The organism is Paludisphaera borealis (assembly GCF_001956985.1).
In the GTDB taxonomy this organism is placed as follows: Bacteria; Planctomycetota; Planctomycetia; order Isosphaerales; family Isosphaeraceae; genus Paludisphaera; species Paludisphaera borealis.
Genome location: NZ_CP019082.1, coordinates 485,086 through 504,597, shown reverse-complemented (window position 1 = coordinate 504,597; position 19,512 = coordinate 485,086). Strand labels below are relative to the sequence as shown.

11 protein-coding genes are annotated in these 19,512 nt (G+C 68.7%); 8 read left to right on the top strand and 3 right to left on the bottom strand.

Features of this window, described 5'->3' with window-relative positions:
- Nucleotides 1-95: 95 nt before the first annotated feature.
- The 3 genes from BSF38_RS01965 to sppA are packed head-to-tail and all read right to left on the bottom strand — an operon-like array spanning nucleotide 96 to nucleotide 2,846.
- On the bottom strand, nucleotides 96-659 hold the full coding sequence (locus BSF38_RS01965) for a YqgE/AlgH family protein (RefSeq protein ID WP_237170703.1): 564 nt from the start codon (nucleotides 657-659) through the stop codon (nucleotides 96-98).
- Nucleotides 660-717: 58 nt separating this feature from the next.
- A complete protein-coding gene (locus BSF38_RS01960) occupies nucleotides 718-1,740 on the bottom strand; it encodes an NAD-dependent epimerase/dehydratase family protein (protein WP_076343215.1) in 1,023 nt (340 codons plus the stop codon).
- Complete coding sequence (gene sppA / locus BSF38_RS01955; protein ID WP_237170702.1) at nucleotides 1,737-2,846, bottom strand: signal peptide peptidase SppA; 1,110 nt, start codon at nucleotides 2,844-2,846, stop codon at nucleotides 1,737-1,739. Before sppA ends, BSF38_RS01960 begins: the two co-directional genes overlap by 4 nt.
- Nucleotides 2,847-2,987: 141 nt before the next feature.
- Here sppA and BSF38_RS01950 point away from each other — a divergent pair, with 141 nt between their 5' ends.
- The 8 genes from BSF38_RS01950 (at nucleotide 2,988) to BSF38_RS01915 (ending at nucleotide 19,491) form a co-directional block, all read left to right on the top strand.
- Entirely contained in the window at nucleotides 2,988-3,893 is a 906-nt protein-coding gene (locus BSF38_RS01950) for a hypothetical protein (protein ID WP_145951932.1), read from the top strand.
- Between the two features lie 194 nt (nucleotides 3,894-4,087).
- The gene (locus BSF38_RS01945) at nucleotides 4,088-11,374 is read left to right on the top strand and encodes a type I polyketide synthase (RefSeq protein ID WP_237170701.1); all 7,287 of its coding nucleotides are present in this window, start codon (nucleotides 4,088-4,090) and stop codon (nucleotides 11,372-11,374) included.
- A complete protein-coding gene (locus BSF38_RS01940; protein ID WP_076343213.1) occupies nucleotides 11,371-15,765 on the top strand; it encodes a type I polyketide synthase in 4,395 nt (1,464 codons plus the stop codon). Before BSF38_RS01945 ends, BSF38_RS01940 begins: the two co-directional genes overlap by 4 nt.
- Nucleotides 15,766-15,772: 7 nt before the next feature.
- Nucleotides 15,773-16,057, top strand: coding sequence for an acyl carrier protein (locus BSF38_RS01935; protein WP_076343212.1), 285 nt, complete (start codon nucleotides 15,773-15,775; stop codon nucleotides 16,055-16,057).
- 49 nt (nucleotides 16,058-16,106) lie between these two features.
- Nucleotides 16,107-16,961: an alpha/beta hydrolase gene (locus tag BSF38_RS01930; protein ID WP_076343211.1), complete on the top strand. Its 855-nt coding sequence runs from the start codon at nucleotides 16,107-16,109 to the stop codon at nucleotides 16,959-16,961.
- Entirely contained in the window at nucleotides 16,958-17,746 is a 789-nt protein-coding gene (locus tag BSF38_RS01925; protein WP_076343210.1) for an SDR family NAD(P)-dependent oxidoreductase, read from the top strand. Before BSF38_RS01930 ends, BSF38_RS01925 begins: the two co-directional genes overlap by 4 nt.
- Nucleotides 17,747-17,776: 30 nt before the next feature.
- Nucleotides 17,777-18,610, top strand: a complete 834-nt coding sequence (locus BSF38_RS01920; RefSeq protein WP_076343209.1) for a class I SAM-dependent methyltransferase — start codon at nucleotides 17,777-17,779, stop codon at nucleotides 18,608-18,610.
- 32 nt (nucleotides 18,611-18,642) lie between these two features.
- Nucleotides 18,643-19,491, top strand: coding sequence for a class I SAM-dependent methyltransferase (locus BSF38_RS01915; RefSeq protein ID WP_237170700.1), 849 nt, complete (start codon nucleotides 18,643-18,645; stop codon nucleotides 19,489-19,491).
- Nucleotides 19,492-19,512: the final 21 nt, after the last annotated feature.

Sequence of the window (19,512 nt, the reverse complement as noted above, 5' to 3'; positions counted from 1 at the left end):
CCGTTGCGGCCGCCTCCCGAATCGGAAGGGCTCGCCAACCAGGATAGGGATTTCGCGCGAGCTTTACAGGACGCCACCGGCGCGAGATTCCCGCCTCAGTTGAGGCTGGGATCGCCCAGAGGTTCGCGGAGCCGCATGATTTCCTTGAGCTTGTCGGCCCGGATCTGGCGGATCGCGGTCTGCCAGAGATCCTGATCGCCTCGCAGGAAAATGTGCGCCGTGTCGGCCGGCGTCGTCAGCCAGACGTCGTTGCTCAACTCGTCTTCGAGCTGACCAGGGGCCCAACACGAGAAGTTGGCGACGACCAGCGACGGCTCGACCTCCATGCTGATGAGGTGCTGCGACTTCACGGCGTCGAGCGCCATGTAAACGCCCGAGACGACTTCCAGGTCGGCCAGCCCTTGGTCGGTGTGCAGGACCAGCAATGGACCGGCGACGGGGCCGCCGAGATGCAGCGGCTTGTCCCACACGAAGTCCTCGTCGAACAATTTGCCCGCCAGGTCGGTCATGGTGGCGCTTGTGGGGAGATTGAGGATGATCCCCTTGGCCCCCTCGTCCTCCGTGTGCTCGACCATCAAAACGACGGAACGAGCGAACAAAGAGGAGTGAACCTCGGGCGTGGCGATCAGCAGATGTCCTTTGAGCGATTGAATGGCCATCGGTTTTCGAGCCCGTCAGGATCGAGGTCGAATCGCAAAATAACCCGGTCTCATCTCATTATAGGCCCTGACGTCCGCCTCCAACCGAAACGAGGGCCGCGCGGACCGACTCGACGGCAGGCGGATGCACCAGACCGAAACACCGATCCGCCCGGACGCCCGAAACGTGGTGATGGAGGAAGCCCCCCGCGACGGTCGGCCCCGAAAACTCGGCGGTGAGGCGCAGCCAGGTGAAGATATCGGCCGTCGCCTTCAAGGGACGCTCCAGAAAGTTCGGCAAGACGAAGACCATCAGCGGCCAGCCCCCGACTTCAGCCACCAATCGAGCGAGGGCCGGGAAGCCAAGGTACTCTCCGACAACCGCATAACGCGCGCCGGGCTCGCCGAGGACCAGGGCCCGACGGTGGGCCAGAGCGACGATCGAAGCGTCGACGATCGGGATGCCGCCCCCCGACACCACAACCACGGGATGGCGGGCCATGATGCGAACGAGCAGCGTCGAAGTCGGCTTGAGGTCGCGCGCGCCGAGGACCATCCCGGGGCAGAGCACGATCGTCGTGAACCCGCCCTCGCTCGCCGCGCGAACGAAAACCTCGGCCTCGCGCTTGGAGCGCCCGTAAGGCGATTCGACGCATTCCAGGTTCCACGGCGCGTCCTCGTCGGCCGGCGTCTCGGGAGTTCCCGCGGCCAGGGTGTGCAAGGTCGAGGTGAAGACGAACCGCTCGACCCCGACGCGTCGAGCCTCGTCCAGCAACTGGCGGGTCGCATCGACGTTCACGGCGCGGCTGACGCCGAGGCGGTCGCGGCCCAGGCTGACCCAAGCCGCCGAATGGATCACCCCGCGCACGCCGGTCAGGGCGCGTCGGACCCGCTCCGAATCACACAATTCGCCCACGATCCATTCGATGGCCGGATCGCCGGCCCGTTCGACGGGCGGTCGTCTCACCAGTCCTCGCACGCGATGTCCCGCTTCGGCCAGCCTCCGCGCAATGTGTCCGCCGACGAAGCCGCCGGCGCCGGTCACGAGCACGGGCCATTCCGCGGGATCGGGGTCGAGCGGACGAGGGATGTCCTGGCTCACCGGGCCGTGGTCCGGGGCAGGGTCGGGTCGGGCTGCCAGAGATAGAGGAACGTCGGCAGCTTGGCCCGGTCGAGTCCGGGGTAACTGAACGGCAACACCTCGCCCATGCGGGGGGGCTTCGGAGCGATCGCGTACAGCGACCGCGCGGGCGCCCCGTCGCGATGGTAGAGGACCACCTCGGCCCCCGGCGCGCCGGCCAGGCGCCGGGCCTCGCCGACGGCGTCGGGGAGATAGCCGATCTGGTCCACCAGGTGCAGCGAAAGAGCCTTGGGAGCAGCGAGGATGCGGCCGTCGGAAATCGCCTTGAGGTCGGCGTCGCTCACGACGGGCCGTAGCTGCGCGATTCTTCCCAGGAACCGCTGGCGAAAACCGTCGGCCATCTCGACGAGGATCTCACGTGATTGGGGGTCGAGCGGCTTGGTGACGCTCCCCATGTCGATCAGCGGCCCCGACTTGATCGGCTCGACCGTGACGTTGAGCTGCGCCATGGCGTCTTCCAGATTCACATGATTGAAGATCGCGCCGACGCCGCCGGTGAGGGTCGTCGGATGGGCCACGATCCGGTCGGCTCCGACCGCCAGGTAATAGGCGCCCGAAGCGGCGACGTCCATCAGGCAGGCGACCACCGGCTTGTGGGTCGCGGCCTTGAAGCGTCCCAGCTCGTCGGCCAGGATGTCGCAGGCGGTGACGCCCCCCCCGGGGCTGTGAATCCGCAAGACCACCGCCACGACCTTCGCGTCCCCCGCAGCCGCTTCCAGCTTCTCGCGAAAGCCGGCCACCGGGTTCTCGCCCGAGTCGTAAATCCCTTCGACGTTCTGGTTCAGGATCAAGCCGTCCACGTCGATCACCGCGACCCGGTGCGAAGAATCGCCGCTGGGAGACGCCTCGACGGTCGCCACGACCATCGGCCCGGGATCGATCGCCGCCGGAAGCTTGACGGCCATCTCGCCCCGAACGTCCGCCCGGGCGTCGACCTGCGCGGCCCCCTGGAACTGCCCGACAATCGGAATGGCATGATGGCAGCCACTCACGAACGTCAGCATCACGACGATCAGCAGCGTCAGCCATGCGCTCGAATGTCGGTTGTGGGAATACACGCGACCCATGCCTGTCTCGCCAAGTCTCGATTCGAATTCCGTCACGCGATCGTCGGAGTGGATTTCACTCCTCACTCGGTTCATCGGACGCGCGGCGGCGAAACTTGCCACTTCGATCGACGCGAGCCGCGAAACTGCTACAATCCGGCCATGCTGAACCATCTCGCAGCGATCGTGCTCGCGCCGATCCTTTTCTTACCTCCCCAGCAGCCCGACCCGAGCCCGGAGCCCGCCCACCAGCGCAACCCGGTTTACGAGGTGGCGTTGCGCGACGGCCTCAAGGCCGGTGGAACGACCGTCGCCCTTCCCGCGCCGACCTTCCACGACGGATTGGACGACAAAGGCCGACGCGCCGCCTTGCTCGACCTTTGCGGCTCCGAGCAAGCGGTGAATGACTTGCTCCGCGATTCGGTGACCGCCCCGTACATCCTCAAGCTCCACGACGCCAAGACGGCCGACTCGATCATCCGTTCGGTCGACCTCTGGTTCGTCGTCCGGGCCGATCTGAGCCAGCTCGACCCGGTGAAGCTGATCACGCAAGCCGACGCGAAGGCCGTTGAGGTCGGCAACATGCGGTTTGAGCAGCGCCTGCTCACCGCCGACGACCCGAAGCCCCGGAATCGCGTCGCCCAGCTCGAAGGCGACGCCCCGCACTGGTTCGTCCACCTGAAAGGCCGGCTCCTGGATCGGATCGCGTTCGAAGCCGTCGACGAAGTCATGGCGACCCGGACCGACGACTCGATGGTGATCGCCGCGCGCGTCGATCCCGCCTTCAACCCCCCGGGCGAGCCGACCAACCACTGGAAGAACCTCGCGGAAAACGGTCCCGCGAACCCGTTCCAGGGGGGCGTCAGCTACGTCAAAGTCAGCCGGTTGAAGTCGAAGGAAGCCGCTGACGCCCTCTTCGTCGAGATGCACGCGGCCTTCGCCGAGCCCGAAGCCTGGTTCCGAGGGGCCCCGATCCTGCGATCGAAATTCGCCCCCGTCGCCCAGGACCAGGTCCGACGGCTCCGCCGCGAACTTCTCAAGAACCGACCGAAATCGAGCCCCCCCTGACCCCCGCCCACCCAACCCCGACATCCCAGCCAACGTATTCCTTAAATGCGCCACACCGCGCACAGTACGATCGATCCAAAGATCGTGCACCATGAATCGTTGACCCAAATTTCGCACTCGCCCCAAAACGTCCATCTTCACTTCGGGTGTTATAGTCCTCTATGGATGACCCGCATTCATTGAGAGCCAACGCGATGCTGTGGAATCAACGCCGTGTATTCGCCCTGGCCCCTCGAATCGCTGGCGGCGCATCGTTCGTGATCGCTGCCGGGCGCGGTGGCGCGCTGGGCGTCCTCGACGTGACGGGCGACGACGACGCCTCGAAGGCGATCGACTCGTTGACGCGGTTCGCCGACAGCGAGTACGCGGTTCGCCTGCGCGCCGATCAGATCGCCGAACCGTGGGTCGACGCGGCGGGCCCGGGTCTGGCCGTGGTCGTCTGCACCGGCCCCTGGGACGGCGACATGCTGACCGAGGTATGCGCCAGGATTCACGACTCGGGTCGTCGGATCGTCGGCGAGATCGTATCGGCGACGGAAGCGGAGGCGGCGGTTTCGGCCGGGGTCGATGGTCTGATCGTGGTCGGCAACGAGGCGGGCGGACGCGTCGGCCTGGATTCGGCGTTCATCCTGCTTCAGGCCGTCCTCGCGCGGACCGATCTCCCCGTATGGGTTCGCGGCGGTGTCGGACCGAGGGTCGCCGCGGGCTGCGTGGCGGCGGGCGCGGCGGGCGTGGTGCTCGACGGGGCGGCTCTACTGGTTCGCGAATCTCCTCTGACGGCCTCGTTTCGCGACGTGTTGCGGCACTGGGACGGCGGCGAGACGCAACTTATCGAGGCCGCTGACGGCGCGATCCGCGTTTACGCCCCCCCGACGTCCCCCGTCCTCTCGAGATTGCGCGACGCGGCCCGGCGAGGCGGCGACGTCTGGACGCGGGCCGTCGCTTGCGACGTGGGCTGGAAGGCCGGACAGGCGTGGCCGATCGGCCAGGACGCCGCCTTCGCGACGGAGCTGGCGGCGACCCATGTCACGCTCGGCGGCGTTGTCCAGACGATTGAGAAGGCGATCGACGCGGGACTCCAAGGGGCCTTCAAGGCGCGACCGATGGCCGAAAGCGCGGCCCTGGCCAAGTCGCACGGTTGTCGGTTTCCGATCCTTCAGGGACCGATGACGAGGGTCAGCGACGTGCCGCTGTTCGCGGCGGCCGTCGCCGAGGAAGGGGCCTTGCCCTTCGTCGCATTGGCTCTCCTGCGAAAGGCGGAAGTCGAGCGGCTCTTGAACGAATCGGCCCGGCGGCTCGAAGGCCGATCGTGGGGAGTCGGCCTGCTTGGGTTCGTCCCTTCCGAACTGCGTCGCGAGCAGCTTGCGGTCGTGCTCGCGGTGAAGCCGCCGTTCGCCCTGATCGCGGGAGGCCGACCCGACCAGGCGGCCGAGTTGGAGCGGGAAGGGATCGCCACATACCTCCACGTCCCGTCCCCGGGCCTGCTCGACCAGTTCTTGCGGGCTGGGTCGCGGCGGTTCGTCCTGGAAGGCCGGGAATGCGGCGGGCACGTCGGCCCGCGATCGAGCTTCGTGCTCTGGGAGCAAGGCTGCCGCGTCATCGAGAAAGCGATCGACGCGGGCGCGGCGGCCGAGTCGTTCAGCCTCGTGTTCGCCGGCGGAATCCATGACGCGCGATCCGCGGCGGCCGTCGCGGCCCTGGCCGGCGACTTGGCCGCGCGAGGGGTTCGGATCGGCGTCCTCATGGGCACGGCCTACCTGTTCACCCGCGAGGCCGTCTCCACCGGCGCGATCGTCGCGCGCTATCAGCACGAGGCCGCCGAGTGCCGGGAGACCGTGCTGCTGGAAACCGGCCCAGGACACCTCGTCCGGGTCGGCAAGACGCCGTTCGTCGATCGTTTCTCCGCCGAGCGCGCGGGGCTGATCGCCCAGCGCAAGTCGCACGACGAGATCCGCGAGTCGCTGGAGACCCTCAACCTCGGCCGGCTGCGGATCGCGGCCAAGGGCGTAGAGCGCAAGAACGGCTCCGAAGCCTCGCTCGCGCCCGTCGCCGAATCCGTGCAGGCGGCGAACGGCCTTTACATGCTCGGCCAGGCCGCCGCGCTGCGCGATCGCGTGGTGACGATGCGCGAGCTGCACGAAGACGTCGCCCTCGGCGCGACCGCCTGGATCGAACGGCTCGCCTCAGGCGTCGTCGAGGCGACGGAACGCCAGCCCGATCCCGCGGCCGTCGCGATCGTGGGGATGTCGGCCGTCCTGCCCGGCGCCCCGGATCTCGCGACGTTCTGGGCGAACTCGCTGAACGGCCGCGACGCGATCACCGAGGTTCCGCCCGACCGCTGGGACTGGCGGCTCTACTACGACGCCGACCCCAAGGCGCCGGACAAGATCTACTCGAAGTGGGGCGGCTTCGTTCCCGACGTCCCGTTCGATCCGCTCCGCTATGGCATGCCGCCGTCCAGCCTGCCGAGCATCGAGCCCGCGCAGTTGCTCGCCCTGGAAGTAGCGCGAGCGGCGCTTGCCGACGCCGGCTACGCCGACCGCCCGTTCCCCCGCGAGCGTACGGCCGTCGTGCTCGGGATGGGCGGAGGCGCGGCGCAGGTGGCGATGGGCTACGCTTTCAAGTCGTACCTGCCGATGCTCGACGGCGTCGTCCCCGGCTCGGGCGCGGCGGCCCTCGAAAGCTGCGATGGGCTCTTGCCCGAGTGGACCGAGGACTCGTTCCCCGGCTTCCTCCTGAACGTCACCGCCGGCCGGATCGCCAACCGGCTGAACCTCGGCGGGGCCAACTACACGGTCGACGCCGCCTGCGGGTCGTCGCTCGCCGCGCTCAACCTGGCGGTCCGCGAGCTTCGGAGCAGGGCGGCCGACGTCGTCGTGCTGGGGGGCGTCGACACGGTTCAAAATCCGTTCACGTATCTGGCGTTCAGCAAGACGCAAGCGTTCTCGCCGCGCGGCCGCTGCCGCCCGTTCGACGCGACCGCCGACGGCATCGTGATCAGCGAGGGCGCGACGGCGGTGATTCTCAAGCGGCTGGCCGACGCCGAGCGCGACGGCGACCGCATCTACGCCGTGATCCAGGGCGTGGGCTCCTCCAGCGACGGCCGCAGCCGGGGTCTGACCGCGCCCGGAATCGAAGGCCAGACCCGAGCCCTCGAACGCGCCTACGCCGAGGCGGCCGTCGATCCGGCGACCGTCGGCTACGTTGAAGCCCACGGCACCGGGACCGCCGTCGGCGACGTCGTCGAAATCGCCGCCCTGAGCCGGCTGATGCGCGAGGCGGGCGCCGAGCGAGGCTCGTGCACCGTCGGTTCCGTCAAGTCGCAGATCGGCCACACCAAGTGCGCCGCGGGACTGGCCGGACTGATCCACGCCACGCTCGCGCTGCACAACCGGGTCTTGCCGCCGACGATCGGCGTGACGACCCCGAACCTCCAGCTCGATCTCCACGACGGCCCGCTTCGTCTCAACACCGAGGCCCGCCCCTGGCTGCACGCCTCGCTCGAACGCCCGCGCCGCGCCGGCGTCAGCGCGTTCGGATTCGGCGGCACGAATTTTCACGTCGTCATGGAAGCCTATGAGCGAGATCCGATCCCGACGACTCGGGCCGCCGATCGCGAATGGCCCGCCGAGTTGCTCGTCTGGTCGGCCGCCGATCGCGAGTCGCTGCTTGGCGACCTCGATCAACTCGCCGATCGCCTGAACGCCGGCGCGCGGCCCGCGCTCCGCGACGTCGCCCACACGTTGGCGAGCCGGAAGCCCATCGACGGCAACGGCCCCACGCTGGCGATCGTCGCAACCGGCCTCGACGATCTGGCCACAAAGCTGGAAACCGCCCGGTCGGCGATTCGCAAGGGGGACGCCGCGTTCGACGACCCGCGCGGCGTCCGCTACGCCGAGCGTCCGCGGCACGCGGGGGGCAATGTCGCGTTCGTGTTCCCGGGGCAGGGCTCTCAGGCGGTCGGCATGCTCGGCGACCTGGCGGTCGCGTTCGAGGAAGTGCTCGGCGCCTTCGACGAGTTCGACGCCGCCGTCCGCGACCTCGGCGGCGAGCCGATCGGCCCGAAGATCTTCCCGCCCCCCGCCTTCAACGACGACGCCCGCCGCGCCCAGACCGACGCGTTGCGAGCCACCGAGATCGCTCAGCCGGCCCTCGGCGCGGCGAGCCTCGGGCTCTCGCGGCTGCTGGCAAGCCTGGGACTCGCCGCCGACGTCGTCGCCGGTCACAGCTACGGCGAACTCGTCGCGCTGCACGAGGCCGGCGCGCTCGACGTCCGCGGCCTGGTCGAGCTTTCGCTGACGCGAGGGCGATTGCTCCGCGACGCCGCCGGCCGAAACCCCGGCGCGATGGCCGCCCTCGCGGCCGACGCGAAGACCGTCCGTTCCTTGATCGGCGACCTGAAAGACGTCGCGGCCGTGAACTTCAACGGCCCGCTTCAAACCGTCGTCGCCGGCTCGGAGGCGTCGGTCCAGGCCGTCGTCGACCGCGCCCAAGGGCGAAACGTTCGCGGCCGACGCCTGCCCGTGGCCTGCGCCTTTCACACGGAACGGATGGACGCCGCCCGCGAGCCCTTGACCCGGCTCGCCGCCGATCGACTGATCGCCGCGCCGGGGCGGCCGGTGTTCTCGAACCTCGACGCCAGGCCCCACCCGACCGACTTGAAGGCGATCGCCGGTCGCCTGGGCGATCACGTCGTCGAACCCGTTCGTTTCTCCGACATGATCGCGGCCATGCACGAGCAAGGGACGCGGGTTTTCATCGAGGTCGGTCCCGGCTCGGTCCTCTCGGGCCTGGTCGATTCGATCCTGGGCGACCGCCCCCATGTCGCGGTTTCGTGCGATGGCGGCGGTCCGGGGCGATCGAGCCTGGTCAGCTTGCTGCACGCCCTCGCCCGGCTCGCGGCGGCCGGGCTCTCCTTGAAGCTGGAACGTCTCACGCGGGGCCGATCCGATGCGCGGCTCGACCTCGCGACGTTGCCGGCGGGCGACGGCTCGCCGCCGCTCAGCCCTTCGACCTGGATGGTCAACGGCAGCCGCGCCCGGCCGCTGAACGCTCCCGAGCCGCGCCGGCTCGGCCAGGCGAACATCCAGCCGAAACCCTCAACCACCACGCCCAAGCCTGTCGTCTCCCTACCTCGGGTCGAAGCGAACATGAACCAGACAACGTCTCCTCCGCCCGCAGTCAACGGCAAGCCGCACAAACAAGCCGCGGCCGCCACGCCCGCGCCGTCGACCCCGACTCCGTCGGGCGCCTCCGAGCGCGTGATGGCCGCGTTCCAGGAGACGATGCGGACGTTCCTCGAAGTCCAGCAGGCGACGATGCTGGCGTACTTGACCGGCAAGTCCGCCGCTCCGACGACCACGGCGCCGAGGACGACTCCCGCTCCTCCCGCGCCGGTCTTCACACCGCCGCCCGTCGTCGAAAGCCGTCCGTCGGTCGCTCCGTCCGCGTCCGAGCCGGCTCCCCCGGTCGCGCCAGTCGCCATCGCGCCGAGCCCGGCCGCCACGTCCGAACCGGCCAATCGGGATGTCATCGCGGCCAAGCTTCTGGAGATCGTTCGCGACCGCACGGGGTATCCTCTGGAAGTCCTTCAACTCGGGCTCGACATCGAGGCCGACCTCGGCATCGACTCGATCAAGCGCGTCGAGATCCTCGGCAAATTGCGCGACGTCTTCCCTCGTCTCGCGTCGGCCTCCGATCCCGAAAGTATGGACGCCCTCACCCGCGCCGCGACTCTGGGCGCGATCGTCGATCGGGTCGAGAAGTTGCTCGGCCGAACCGACGCGCCCGACGTCGCCGCTCCCCCGACTCCCGCGCCCCCAGTCGCTCCCGCGCCGACCCAGGAGGGAATGAAGTCGGCCGAGACCGAGCCGCACGACGGAATCCGAAGGCTCCTGCTTGAAGCCGTCGATGCGCCGATGGCCGAGGACGAGAGCGGACTACCGCTCGGCTCCACGGTGATGATCGTCGAAGACGATCGCGGAACGTCGGCCGCGCTAGCCGAGCAGGTCCGGGCGAAAGGATGTCGGGTCGCCTTCCTGGGGGGTCGAGACTCCGAGATCGACTGGTCGTCGCCGGCGTCGGTCGAGGCCGCGTACCGCCACGCCCGCCAAGGCGACGTGATCGCGGGCCTGGTCCACGCCCAACCGCTGCGCTCGGGAAGAAGTCTCGAACTGGATCCGACCGGCTGGACGGATCGAATGACGTCCGAGGCGCGCGGCCTGTTCGTGCTGGCCAAGGCGGCGGCCGGCGACCTCGAACGGGCCTCGCGACGCGGCGGCGCCTGCCTGATCTCGGCGACCGCGATGGGAGGAGCATTCGCCAGCGCGGCGCGAACCTCGGCCGATTTCTTCCCCGGCCACGGCGCCGTCGCCGGACTGATGAAGACGCTCGCTCGCGAGTGGCCCCGCGTCCGGGCCCGCGTCGTCGACTTCGACCCGAACCTCGCGACAGCCAGCATCGCCGGCCGACTCCTCGCCGAACTCTGGTTCGACGACAAGTGGTCGGAGGTCGGCTACCTTGGCGACCGCCGGGTTCGGTTGAAGGCGGTCTCAAAGTCGTTGCCCGCGGTCCCGAACGACTTCCATCTGAGCCCGGGCGAGCCGATCTGGATCACCGGTGGGGCGAGAGGGATCACCGCACTGGCGGCGGCCGAGCTAGCCCGGCGATGGCGGCCCACGCTGCTCCTGATCGGCACGTCGCCACTGACCGGCGACGTCGACGACCCTCGGCTCGACGCGATCGCGCATCCGGCCCACCTCAAGACGGCACTCCACGAAAAGCTCCGTCGAGCCGGTCAAGAGAGCGGCCCCGCGAAGATCGAACAGGCCTACCAGGCGCTCCGAAAGGCGCGCGAGGCCCGCGCCAACATCGCGGAGCTTCAGGCGCTGGGATCGCGCGTCGAGTACGCCCAGATCGACGTCCGCGACACGGCGGGTCTCGAGCGCTTGGCGACCGACTGGCGACGTCGCTTCGGCGACCCCGTGGGTCTGATCCACGGCGCGGGGTTGATCCAGGACAAGCTGGCTCGCGATAAATCCATTGAGTCGTTCGATCGCGTCTTCAGCCCAAAGGTCGACGGCGCGCTCAACCTGGTCCGGCTCGTCAGGCCGGAACTCATTCGGTTCGCGATCTTCTTCTCGTCGATCGCCGGTCGATTCGGCAACAAGGGTCAGACCGATTACGCGGCGGCCAACGACGTGCTCAACAAGCTGGCCGTCTGGCTTGACGGCCGGTGGCCGGGCCGCGTCCTCGCGGCGAACTGGGGACCGTGGTCGGGCGTCGGCATGGTCTCCGACCTGGAAGCGGTGCTCGACGCCCGGGGCCTGGGGATGATCGCTCCCAAGGCGGGAGTCGCCGCGCTCTTCGACGAGTTGACGCGCGGTCGCAAGGGAGACGTCGAGGTCGTGCTCGCGAGCCATCTTGGCGGCCTTGACGGCCCGATGAAGCGAAACGCGCCCCGGGCGGAGGCCCTGCGATGAATCGACGACGGCCCTATGACGTCGCCATCGTCGGCATGGGCTGCGGCTTTCCAGGCGCCGTCGATCTGTTCGCGTTCTGGGCCGACGTCCTGGCCAATCGCGACGCGACCAGCGATCGAGCCAAGCCCGACGTCTTGCCGATCGGCGACGTCGTCCACTCCGCCTTGGCCGACGCCGGCGTCGACCCGGGACGCCTGAGCAGCGACCGCGTCGAGGTGGTCGTCGGATCAGGGGGCGGCTGCGATCACGACGCGATCCGGGATCACGTCGACCAGATGAACTGGACGAGCGCGAGCTTGCTCCGCGACGTTGGCATTGCGTCGATGGCCGCGATCGATCTGGCGAGCCGCGAGTTGATCGAGCGGCACGCCGATCTCGCGGTGGCCGTCGGCGTCACCGTTGACGAGGGCGTCGGAGCGGTCGCCCTCAAACGGCTGCGCGACGCCAAACGCGACGGCGACCGCGTTTATGCGATCATCAAGGGAATCGGCTTCGGCGACGACGGGAGCGGGCCGGCGGCCCGCTGCGTCCGAGCCATCCGTCGCGCCTGCCGCACCGCCCGAGCGAAGCCCGAGACCGTGGGACTGATCGAGGCGCGCGGCCTCCCCGCCGAGCTGCGGGCGGTTCGCGCGGTCTTTCCGCCGCCCGACGCCGGCGTTCGCGTTCTGGGCGCGGCTTCCACCGCCGGAATGGACGGATTGATCAAGGCGGCCTTATCCCTGCATCATCGCCTCTCACCGCCGACGCGATCCGACGACCGCCCGCAGTCGCTGGCGATCTCCGACGGCTTTGAGGTCCTGACCGCTCCACGTCCGTGGATTCACGGCGATCCCGATGCGCCGCGGCGCGCGGGCGTCCATGCCTCCGGCCCTCACGGCCTCTGCGCCCACGCCGTCCTCGAAGAACACGCCGCGTCGGCTGATCAGATAACCCCGGGCGCGCTGCCGAACTGGGATTGCGAAGCCTTCCTCCTCGCGGCCGACGATCGATCCGCCCTGGCCGATCGGGTCCGCGAGCTTCGTGAACAATTGCAACGCCGAGGTCGCGACCGCATCAACCTGAAAGACCTCGCCCACACGCTTAACACGGGGCGCGAGCCGAAGGACGGGAAGGTTCGCCTCGGCCTCGTCGCGGGCTCGTTCGACGAGTTGATGAAGCATCTGGAGACGATCGAGCCGTGCCTCCGCAACGACTCGTGCCAGCGGGTGCGTGACGCTCGCGGGCTCTACTTCTGGCACGACCCGCCGGGACGTCAGGGCGACGGTACGCTCGCCTTCCTCTTCCCCGGCGAAGGCTCGCAGTATCCCGGGATGCTGGCCGACCTCTGCCCGCATTTCCCCGAGTTGCGCGCGGTGCTCGACACGGCGGACCGGATCGCCCGCGAGTCGGGAGAAGCCGTGCCGCCGAGCCGACATCTTTTCGGCGCCGCGTCGTCCTCGCCCGATGCGCTCTGGGCGACCGACACGGCGGTCACGGCCGTGCTCTCGTCGCAGTGGGGGATGTTCCAGGTCTTGTCGCGGCTGGGGCTGCGGCCCGACGCCGTGGTCGGCCACAGCAGCGGCGAGCTTCCTGCCCTGGCCGCCGCGGGGACGCTCGAAACCGAACGGTCGCTGGAATCGGCGCTCAGCCGTCTGGCCACGATCTTCCGCAAGCTCGAAGCCGAGGGGACGATCCCCCAGGCCCGATTGACCGCCGTCGGCGTCGACCGGGCGCAAGCCGAGGCGGTCTGCCGCGCGCACGGCGGATCGGTCGTCGTGGCGATCGACAACTGCCCGCATCAAGTGGTGCTCGCCGGTCCCCCCGACGCGACCGAACGGGTCGTCGCCGAGCTGTGCGCGGCGGGCGCGATGCGCGAGGATTTGCCGTTCGCCCGCGCCTATCACACTCCGGCCTTTTCGGCCGTCCTCGGCCCCCTCGAAGCATTTTACGCGAGCCTCGATTTCCATCGACCGAAGACGCGCGTGTATTCTTGCTCGAACGCCGAGCGGATGCCCGACGAACCCGACGCGATCCGTCGACTCGCCGTCGCGCAATGGACGCGGACGGTGGCGTTCCGCGAGACGATCGAGACCATGTACCGCGACGGCCTCCGCGTGTTCGTCGACGTCGGTGCCCGGGGCAACCTCTGCGGCTACGTCGACGACGTGCTGCGCGGCAAGCCGGTCTTCGCCGTCGCCGCGAACCTGGCGCGACGCTCAGGAACGAAACAGCTCAACCACCTCGTCGCCTCCCTGTTCGCCCAGGGGTTGCCCCTCGACGCGACCTACCTTTACGCCCGCCGACGTCCGCAACGACTCGACCTAGCGTCCGAACCGACGAAGGCCGTCGAGCCGCTGAAGCGCGAATACAACGGACGTCTCAATCCGAAGCAACCCGACCTCGCCGCGCCGCGTTTGAGCTTCGACACCGAACCGCACGGTTTCCTCAACGGCAATGGAAATGGCCACGTCCGCTATCCGCGTGCGGATTCCACGCTCACGATCGACGCCCCCGCCGCGGCCGTCGTGGCTCCTCCGCCGATGGAATTCGCCGGCTTCGCGATGTCGAACGAGGCCGGCGCGGCCGTCGCCGATGAAGCGGTGCTCGGTTATCTGAGCACAATGAACGCGTTCTTGAAGACTCAGAACGAGGTGATGACCGCCTATTTCCAGGCGGCGAACGGTGGATGTCAGGCCGAAGCCGAAGTCGCGCCCGCCTTCCCCGAGCCCGGTCCATGGGCCGGCGCGATCCTCGCGGGGGAGCCGGGACGATGGATCAGCACGGAATTTCTGCTTGATGAATCCAACGATCCGATCGCGGCCGATCACACCCTCGGCGGCCGTCGCGTCTCGGCCCTCGATCCGGAACGGAAGGGGCTCGCGGTTTTGCCCTTCTTCGTGATGGCCGAGATGGTGGCGCAAGTAGGGAGTCTCGTCGCCCCCGTCGGTCTCGTGCTCGAGGGGCTGGAGGACGTCCAGGCGCACAAGTGGGTCGGTTACGACCCTGACGCCGTCCTGGCGATGCACGGCGAATGCGAGCCCGACGACCCGCGCCGGATTCGCGTCTCTCTCCGCCACCGAAAGCGCTCGGCGTCCGCTGATGGGACCGACGGCCGACTCGTCTTCGAGGGCGTCGCGCGGTTCGCCGAACGGACGCTTCCGCCCATCGCGCCGAAGCCCCTGTTCCTGAGCGACCCGAAGCCGAGCAAGTTCACCGCCGAGCGTCTGTACGACGAGCAATGGCTGTTCCACGGTCCCGCGATGCAGCCGTTGACCGAGCTGGGATCGGTCGGCGAAGAAGGGATCAGCGGAACGATCGCCCTCCGTCCGCTGGAGCACCTGCTTCGGCCGGGATCGCCCTCGCGGCTCCACACCGACCCGGTCGCGCTCGACGGCTTCACGCAGCTTCTCGGCTGCTGGGGGCTCGACGTCTTCGAGCAAGGCGACGTGATCTTCCCGCTCCGCATGGGAGGGCTGACGATCCACGGCGAACGCCCCGAGGTGGGTGACTCGACCGTCTGCCGCATCCACATTCGTGAGATCGAACGGCACCGCGTGCAGGTCGACGCCGAGTTGATCCGGCCCGACGGCCGGGTCTGGCTGCGGGTCGAGGACTGGCAGGACTGGCGGTTCTACTGGCCCTCGCGGTATCGCGACGTCTTTCGCGCGCCGGACTCGGTCCTGATCGGCGAGCCGTTGCCGCTGGAGGGGCTCTCCCCGCGAGTCGCCTCGGCCGTCTGGCTCGCGCCGCCGATCGACATGGCGCGGCCCGTATGGCGCGACGTCCTGGAGCGGATTCAGCTAGGGCCCGACGAGTCGGCCGAAACCCTGGCGCAGGGGGGCCCGGACGTTCGCCGCACGCACCGACTCTGGGGACGAACCGCCGCCAAGGAGGCGGTCCGACGAATCTGGCTGGAGCAGGGGGGGCCGCCGCGCTTCCCGGCCGACCTCGTCATAACTCACGACGCCGACGGCCAACCGCGAGTCGCCGATCTGGCCCGGCCCGACCTCGACGATCCGCCGGCGGTTTCGATCGCCCACGCGGAGGGGGTCGCCGTGGCCCTGGCGGCTCACGGTCCCGACGCGCGGCCGGGCGTCGACGTCGTCGCCATCGACGAGCGGTCCGACGACTTCGCGGCCTCGGCTTTCACACCTCACGAGCGAACGTTGCTCGCGCAGCCCGCCCCGTCCGACGCCTTGGAATGGGCCGCCCGGCTCGCGGCGGCCAAGCAGGCGGCGGCCAAGTCGATCGGAATCGGGCCGACCGCCGAACCGAGCCGGGTCGAGGCGCGGCGCGTCGATTTCGAGGCCGGAACCGTGCTGGTCCACGTCCGCGATCGGGTCGATCTGATCGTCCACACGAACCGTAGGAAAGACCACGCCTGGGCGTGGACCCTGGGAGCGGAGGCATAACCACATCATGAATGCTGCCACAAACGAAAGCGACATGGAAATCCTCGACGACTTGCGGCAAGTGTTCCGCGACGGCCTGGGCGTCGAGCCGGTCGACCCGATCACGCCGGCGACGCGGTTCTTCGCCGATCTCGGCCTCGCGTCGATCGACGCGGTGGTCCTCGGCGAAGAGCTTCAAAAGCGCTACGGCCGGCCCCTGCCGTTCAACGACTTGCTGGCCGAGCTGGGCGGCCGCGCCGAACGCGACCTGACGGTCGGCGAGCTGGTCGTATTCCTTCAGCAGAACCTTTAAACCAAGTCGACCGGTTATTCACTTTCTTCTCTGGTGTGTGGATACGCTCATGCCTCGAATGACAGCCAACGGCCTGACCTTCCACGTTCAGCAAGCAGGCGACGGCCCCGACGTGGTGCTGATCCACGGCTTGACCGGCGACATGTCGATCTGGTTCCTGGCGAAGACCTTCGCGATGCTGGCCGAAAGCTTCCGCGTGACGGCCTACGACCTGCGCGGCCACGGCTACACCGACGCGCCGGCGACGGGTTACACGTCGCTCGAACACGCCCACGACCTGCTCGCCCTGCTCGACGAGCTGGAGATCCCTCGGGCCCGTCTGGTCGGCCATAGCTTCGGCGCCGTGATCGCCACGCACGCGGCCGTGATCGCTCCCGATCGGGTCGAGGCGATCGTGCTCTCCGACCCCTATTTCCCGTCGTTGCGCCACCTGGAAGACGTGAGCCGGTGGGGGCACTGGCAGAACTTCCGCAAGGAGGCCGAGGAGGCCGGCGTGTCGCTCTCGGCCGACACCTGGTACGACCTCACCAGCTTCTTCGACCAGGTCCTCCATCTCGACGATCAGAAGCTCCTCGCGTTCCGTCAGGCCGTCGGCCTGCCGGGGCTCAACCGCGTGCTCCGGCTGGCGCGGACGACCTGCGGCCACGATTCCAAGCTCGCCGACGGCCTCTCGGCCGAGTCGATCGCCCAGGTCTCCGTCCCCTGCCTGGCGCTCTACGGCGAGAACTCGCCGTTCCTGTCGACGGCCGACTACCTGGTTCAACACCTGCCGCAATGTCAGGGACGGCGCATCCCTGACGCCCAGCACCGCGCCCCCGAAGAGAACCCGGAGGCTTTCAACGCCGCCGTCCGCGCGTACCTCGAAAGCCTTCAGCCCGCCGAGCGGCAGGAGGTCTGCTCATGACCGCTTCGACTTCACCCGTCGTTTTGATCACCGGCGCGGCCAACGGAATCGGTCGCGCGACCGCCCTGGAACTGGCTCGGAAAAACGTCCCGCTCGGGTTGCTCGACGTCGACGTCCCCAACCTGGAGTCGCTGGGCGACGAGTTGAGGAAGCTCGGCGCCAGGTTCTCGATCCAGATCGGAGACGTCTGTCAGCGCGAGTCGCTTCGCGAGGCGATCGCGGCGGTCGAAACCGCCGTGGGGCCGATCGACGTCCTCGTCGCCTGCGCGGGGTTCGGCCGACTGACGCTCGTGCCCGACCTGGCCCTCGACACGCTTCGAAAAACCTTCGACGTCAACCTGTTCGGCGTGGCCGAATCGATCGAGGCCGTCTTGCCGGGCATGATCGCCCGCGGCCGAGGGCATCTCGTCGGAGTCGCCAGCCTGGCGGGCTATCGCGGGTTCCCCTGGATGATCTCGTACTCGGCGTCGAAGGCCGCCCTGATCGCCTACCTCGAAGCGCTGCGGCCCGGCCTGGCGCGGCGAGGCGTCACCATCACGACGGTCTGCCCCGGTTTCGTCCGCACGGCGATGAGCACCGGCATCCCCTACAAGCGGAAGATCGACATGCTGGAGCCCGAGGTCGCGGCCAAGCACCTGGCCCGCGCGGTCCTCCGGCGCCCTCGCAACTGCGTCTTCCCGTTCTCGATGCGGATCGGTCTGGCCGTGCTCAAGGTCACGCCCGACTTCCTCTTCGACTGGATGATGCGGAAAGCGGGACCCGAAGCCCTGTCGGTCGACTTCTAACCACTGAGATCATCGCTCAAGGATTTCTCGATGCCAGCGACCCGCTCCGAAACGGAACCGACGCTCGCCGACCTCGCCGTCTGCCTCGGCTGTCGCGCACCGTTGCGGGGGCGGGACGCTTGCCTCACATGCGGTCGTTCCTATCCGACGCGTGACCAGATCCTGGAAGCGATCGGCCCGCTTGTAGGGCGAAATCGGATCAACGCGGCGTTCTACGACGGTTCCGGCTGGGTTCGATTCCGCAAGTGGGAACGGCTGTTCCTGACGCTCCAGGGAGGCGCCCGGCGGGCGCGATTGCAGATCCTCCGGCACGTCCTGGCGATCGACCGTCCCGAGGTACGGGCGCTCGAGGTCGGCATCGGCGACGGCGACAACCTCGCATATCTACCTGAGTCGTGGGACGTTTACGGGGTCGACGTCGCGCGCACGCAGCTCGTCGCCTGTCAGGAGCGGCATCCGCGCATGAAGGGCCGGTTGGCGTGGGCCGAGGGAGAGAATCTGCCGTTCGCGGACGAGACTTTCGACGTCTGCTACGCGATCGGCGGCTTCACGTACTTCAACGACCACGCCGCCGCGCTCCGCGAGATGAGGCGCGTCACGAAGGCGGGCGGCCCGGTGGTCGTGGCCGACGAGACGCCCGGCATGCACCACGCGGGGATCGGCCACTTGATCGGCGTTCCCGCGATCGACGCGTTCTGGCTCCGCGGGCTCGGGCTCGATCGCGAATTCGTCGAGATGGTCTTGCAGTACGACGTCGATCCGGAAGCCGTGGCCAGGGCGACCTGGCCCTCGGCGACGAGCCGCAACATCTGGAGCCGACTCGGCTATTGCCTGGTTCATCCAGGAATCGAGGCGTCGGGATGAACGAACCTGACAACAAACAAAGGACAGTGAACATGGCGACGGCTTCGATGCAATCCCAGGCCGCGAGTCCCTGGACGGGTGATCTGCGGGCGTTTCGGTGCCCGTCGTGCTCGGGCGATCTGGCGGCATCCGACGCGGGCCTGTCGTGCGTCGGATGCGGCACGCCGTATCCGATCCGCGACGACGTCTTGATCGTCAAGGCGTGGAGCGACGAGAACAACCGCGTCGCGCAGGACTTCTACGACAGCCCGCTCTGGCCCCGGTTCCGGTTCTGGGAAAAGCTCACCTGGTGGTGCAACGGCGGCGAGAAGCGGGCGCGCAACCAGGTGCTCCGGCACCTGCCCTCGCAGCCGGGTTTGAAGCTGCTCGACGTGGCTGTGGGCGACGGCGTTTATCTGCCGTGGATGCCCAATGATTGGGACGTCGTGGGCGTCGACGTCTCCTGGACGCAGCTCGCCGCGTGTAGGCCGCGAACCCAAGGCAAGACGGTCCGCTTGATCCAGGGCGAGGCCGAGAACCTGCCGCTTCACAACGCCCAGTTCGATGCGGTTCTGAGCATCGGCGCCTTCAATTACTTCAACGACCCCGAGGGCTCGCTGCGCGAGATGGTTCGCGCGACCCGTCCCGGCGGAACGATCGTGATCTCCGACGAGATGCCGAACCTCACCGACCGCATGATCGGCCACAAGCTCGGCGTCCCGGCGCTCGACCGCTGGATCGTCTCGCGGCTGATGCATCTGGGAGACCCGTTCACCGACATGGTCGAGCGCTATCGCGATTTGGACGTCCGAGCGATCGCCGAGCGGGTGATGCCGGGCGTCGAATACCACGAGGTCTGGCGCGGGCTCGGCTACGTCCTCGTCGGCCGCGTCCCCGGCTGACACGTCCGCTTTGGAATTCAC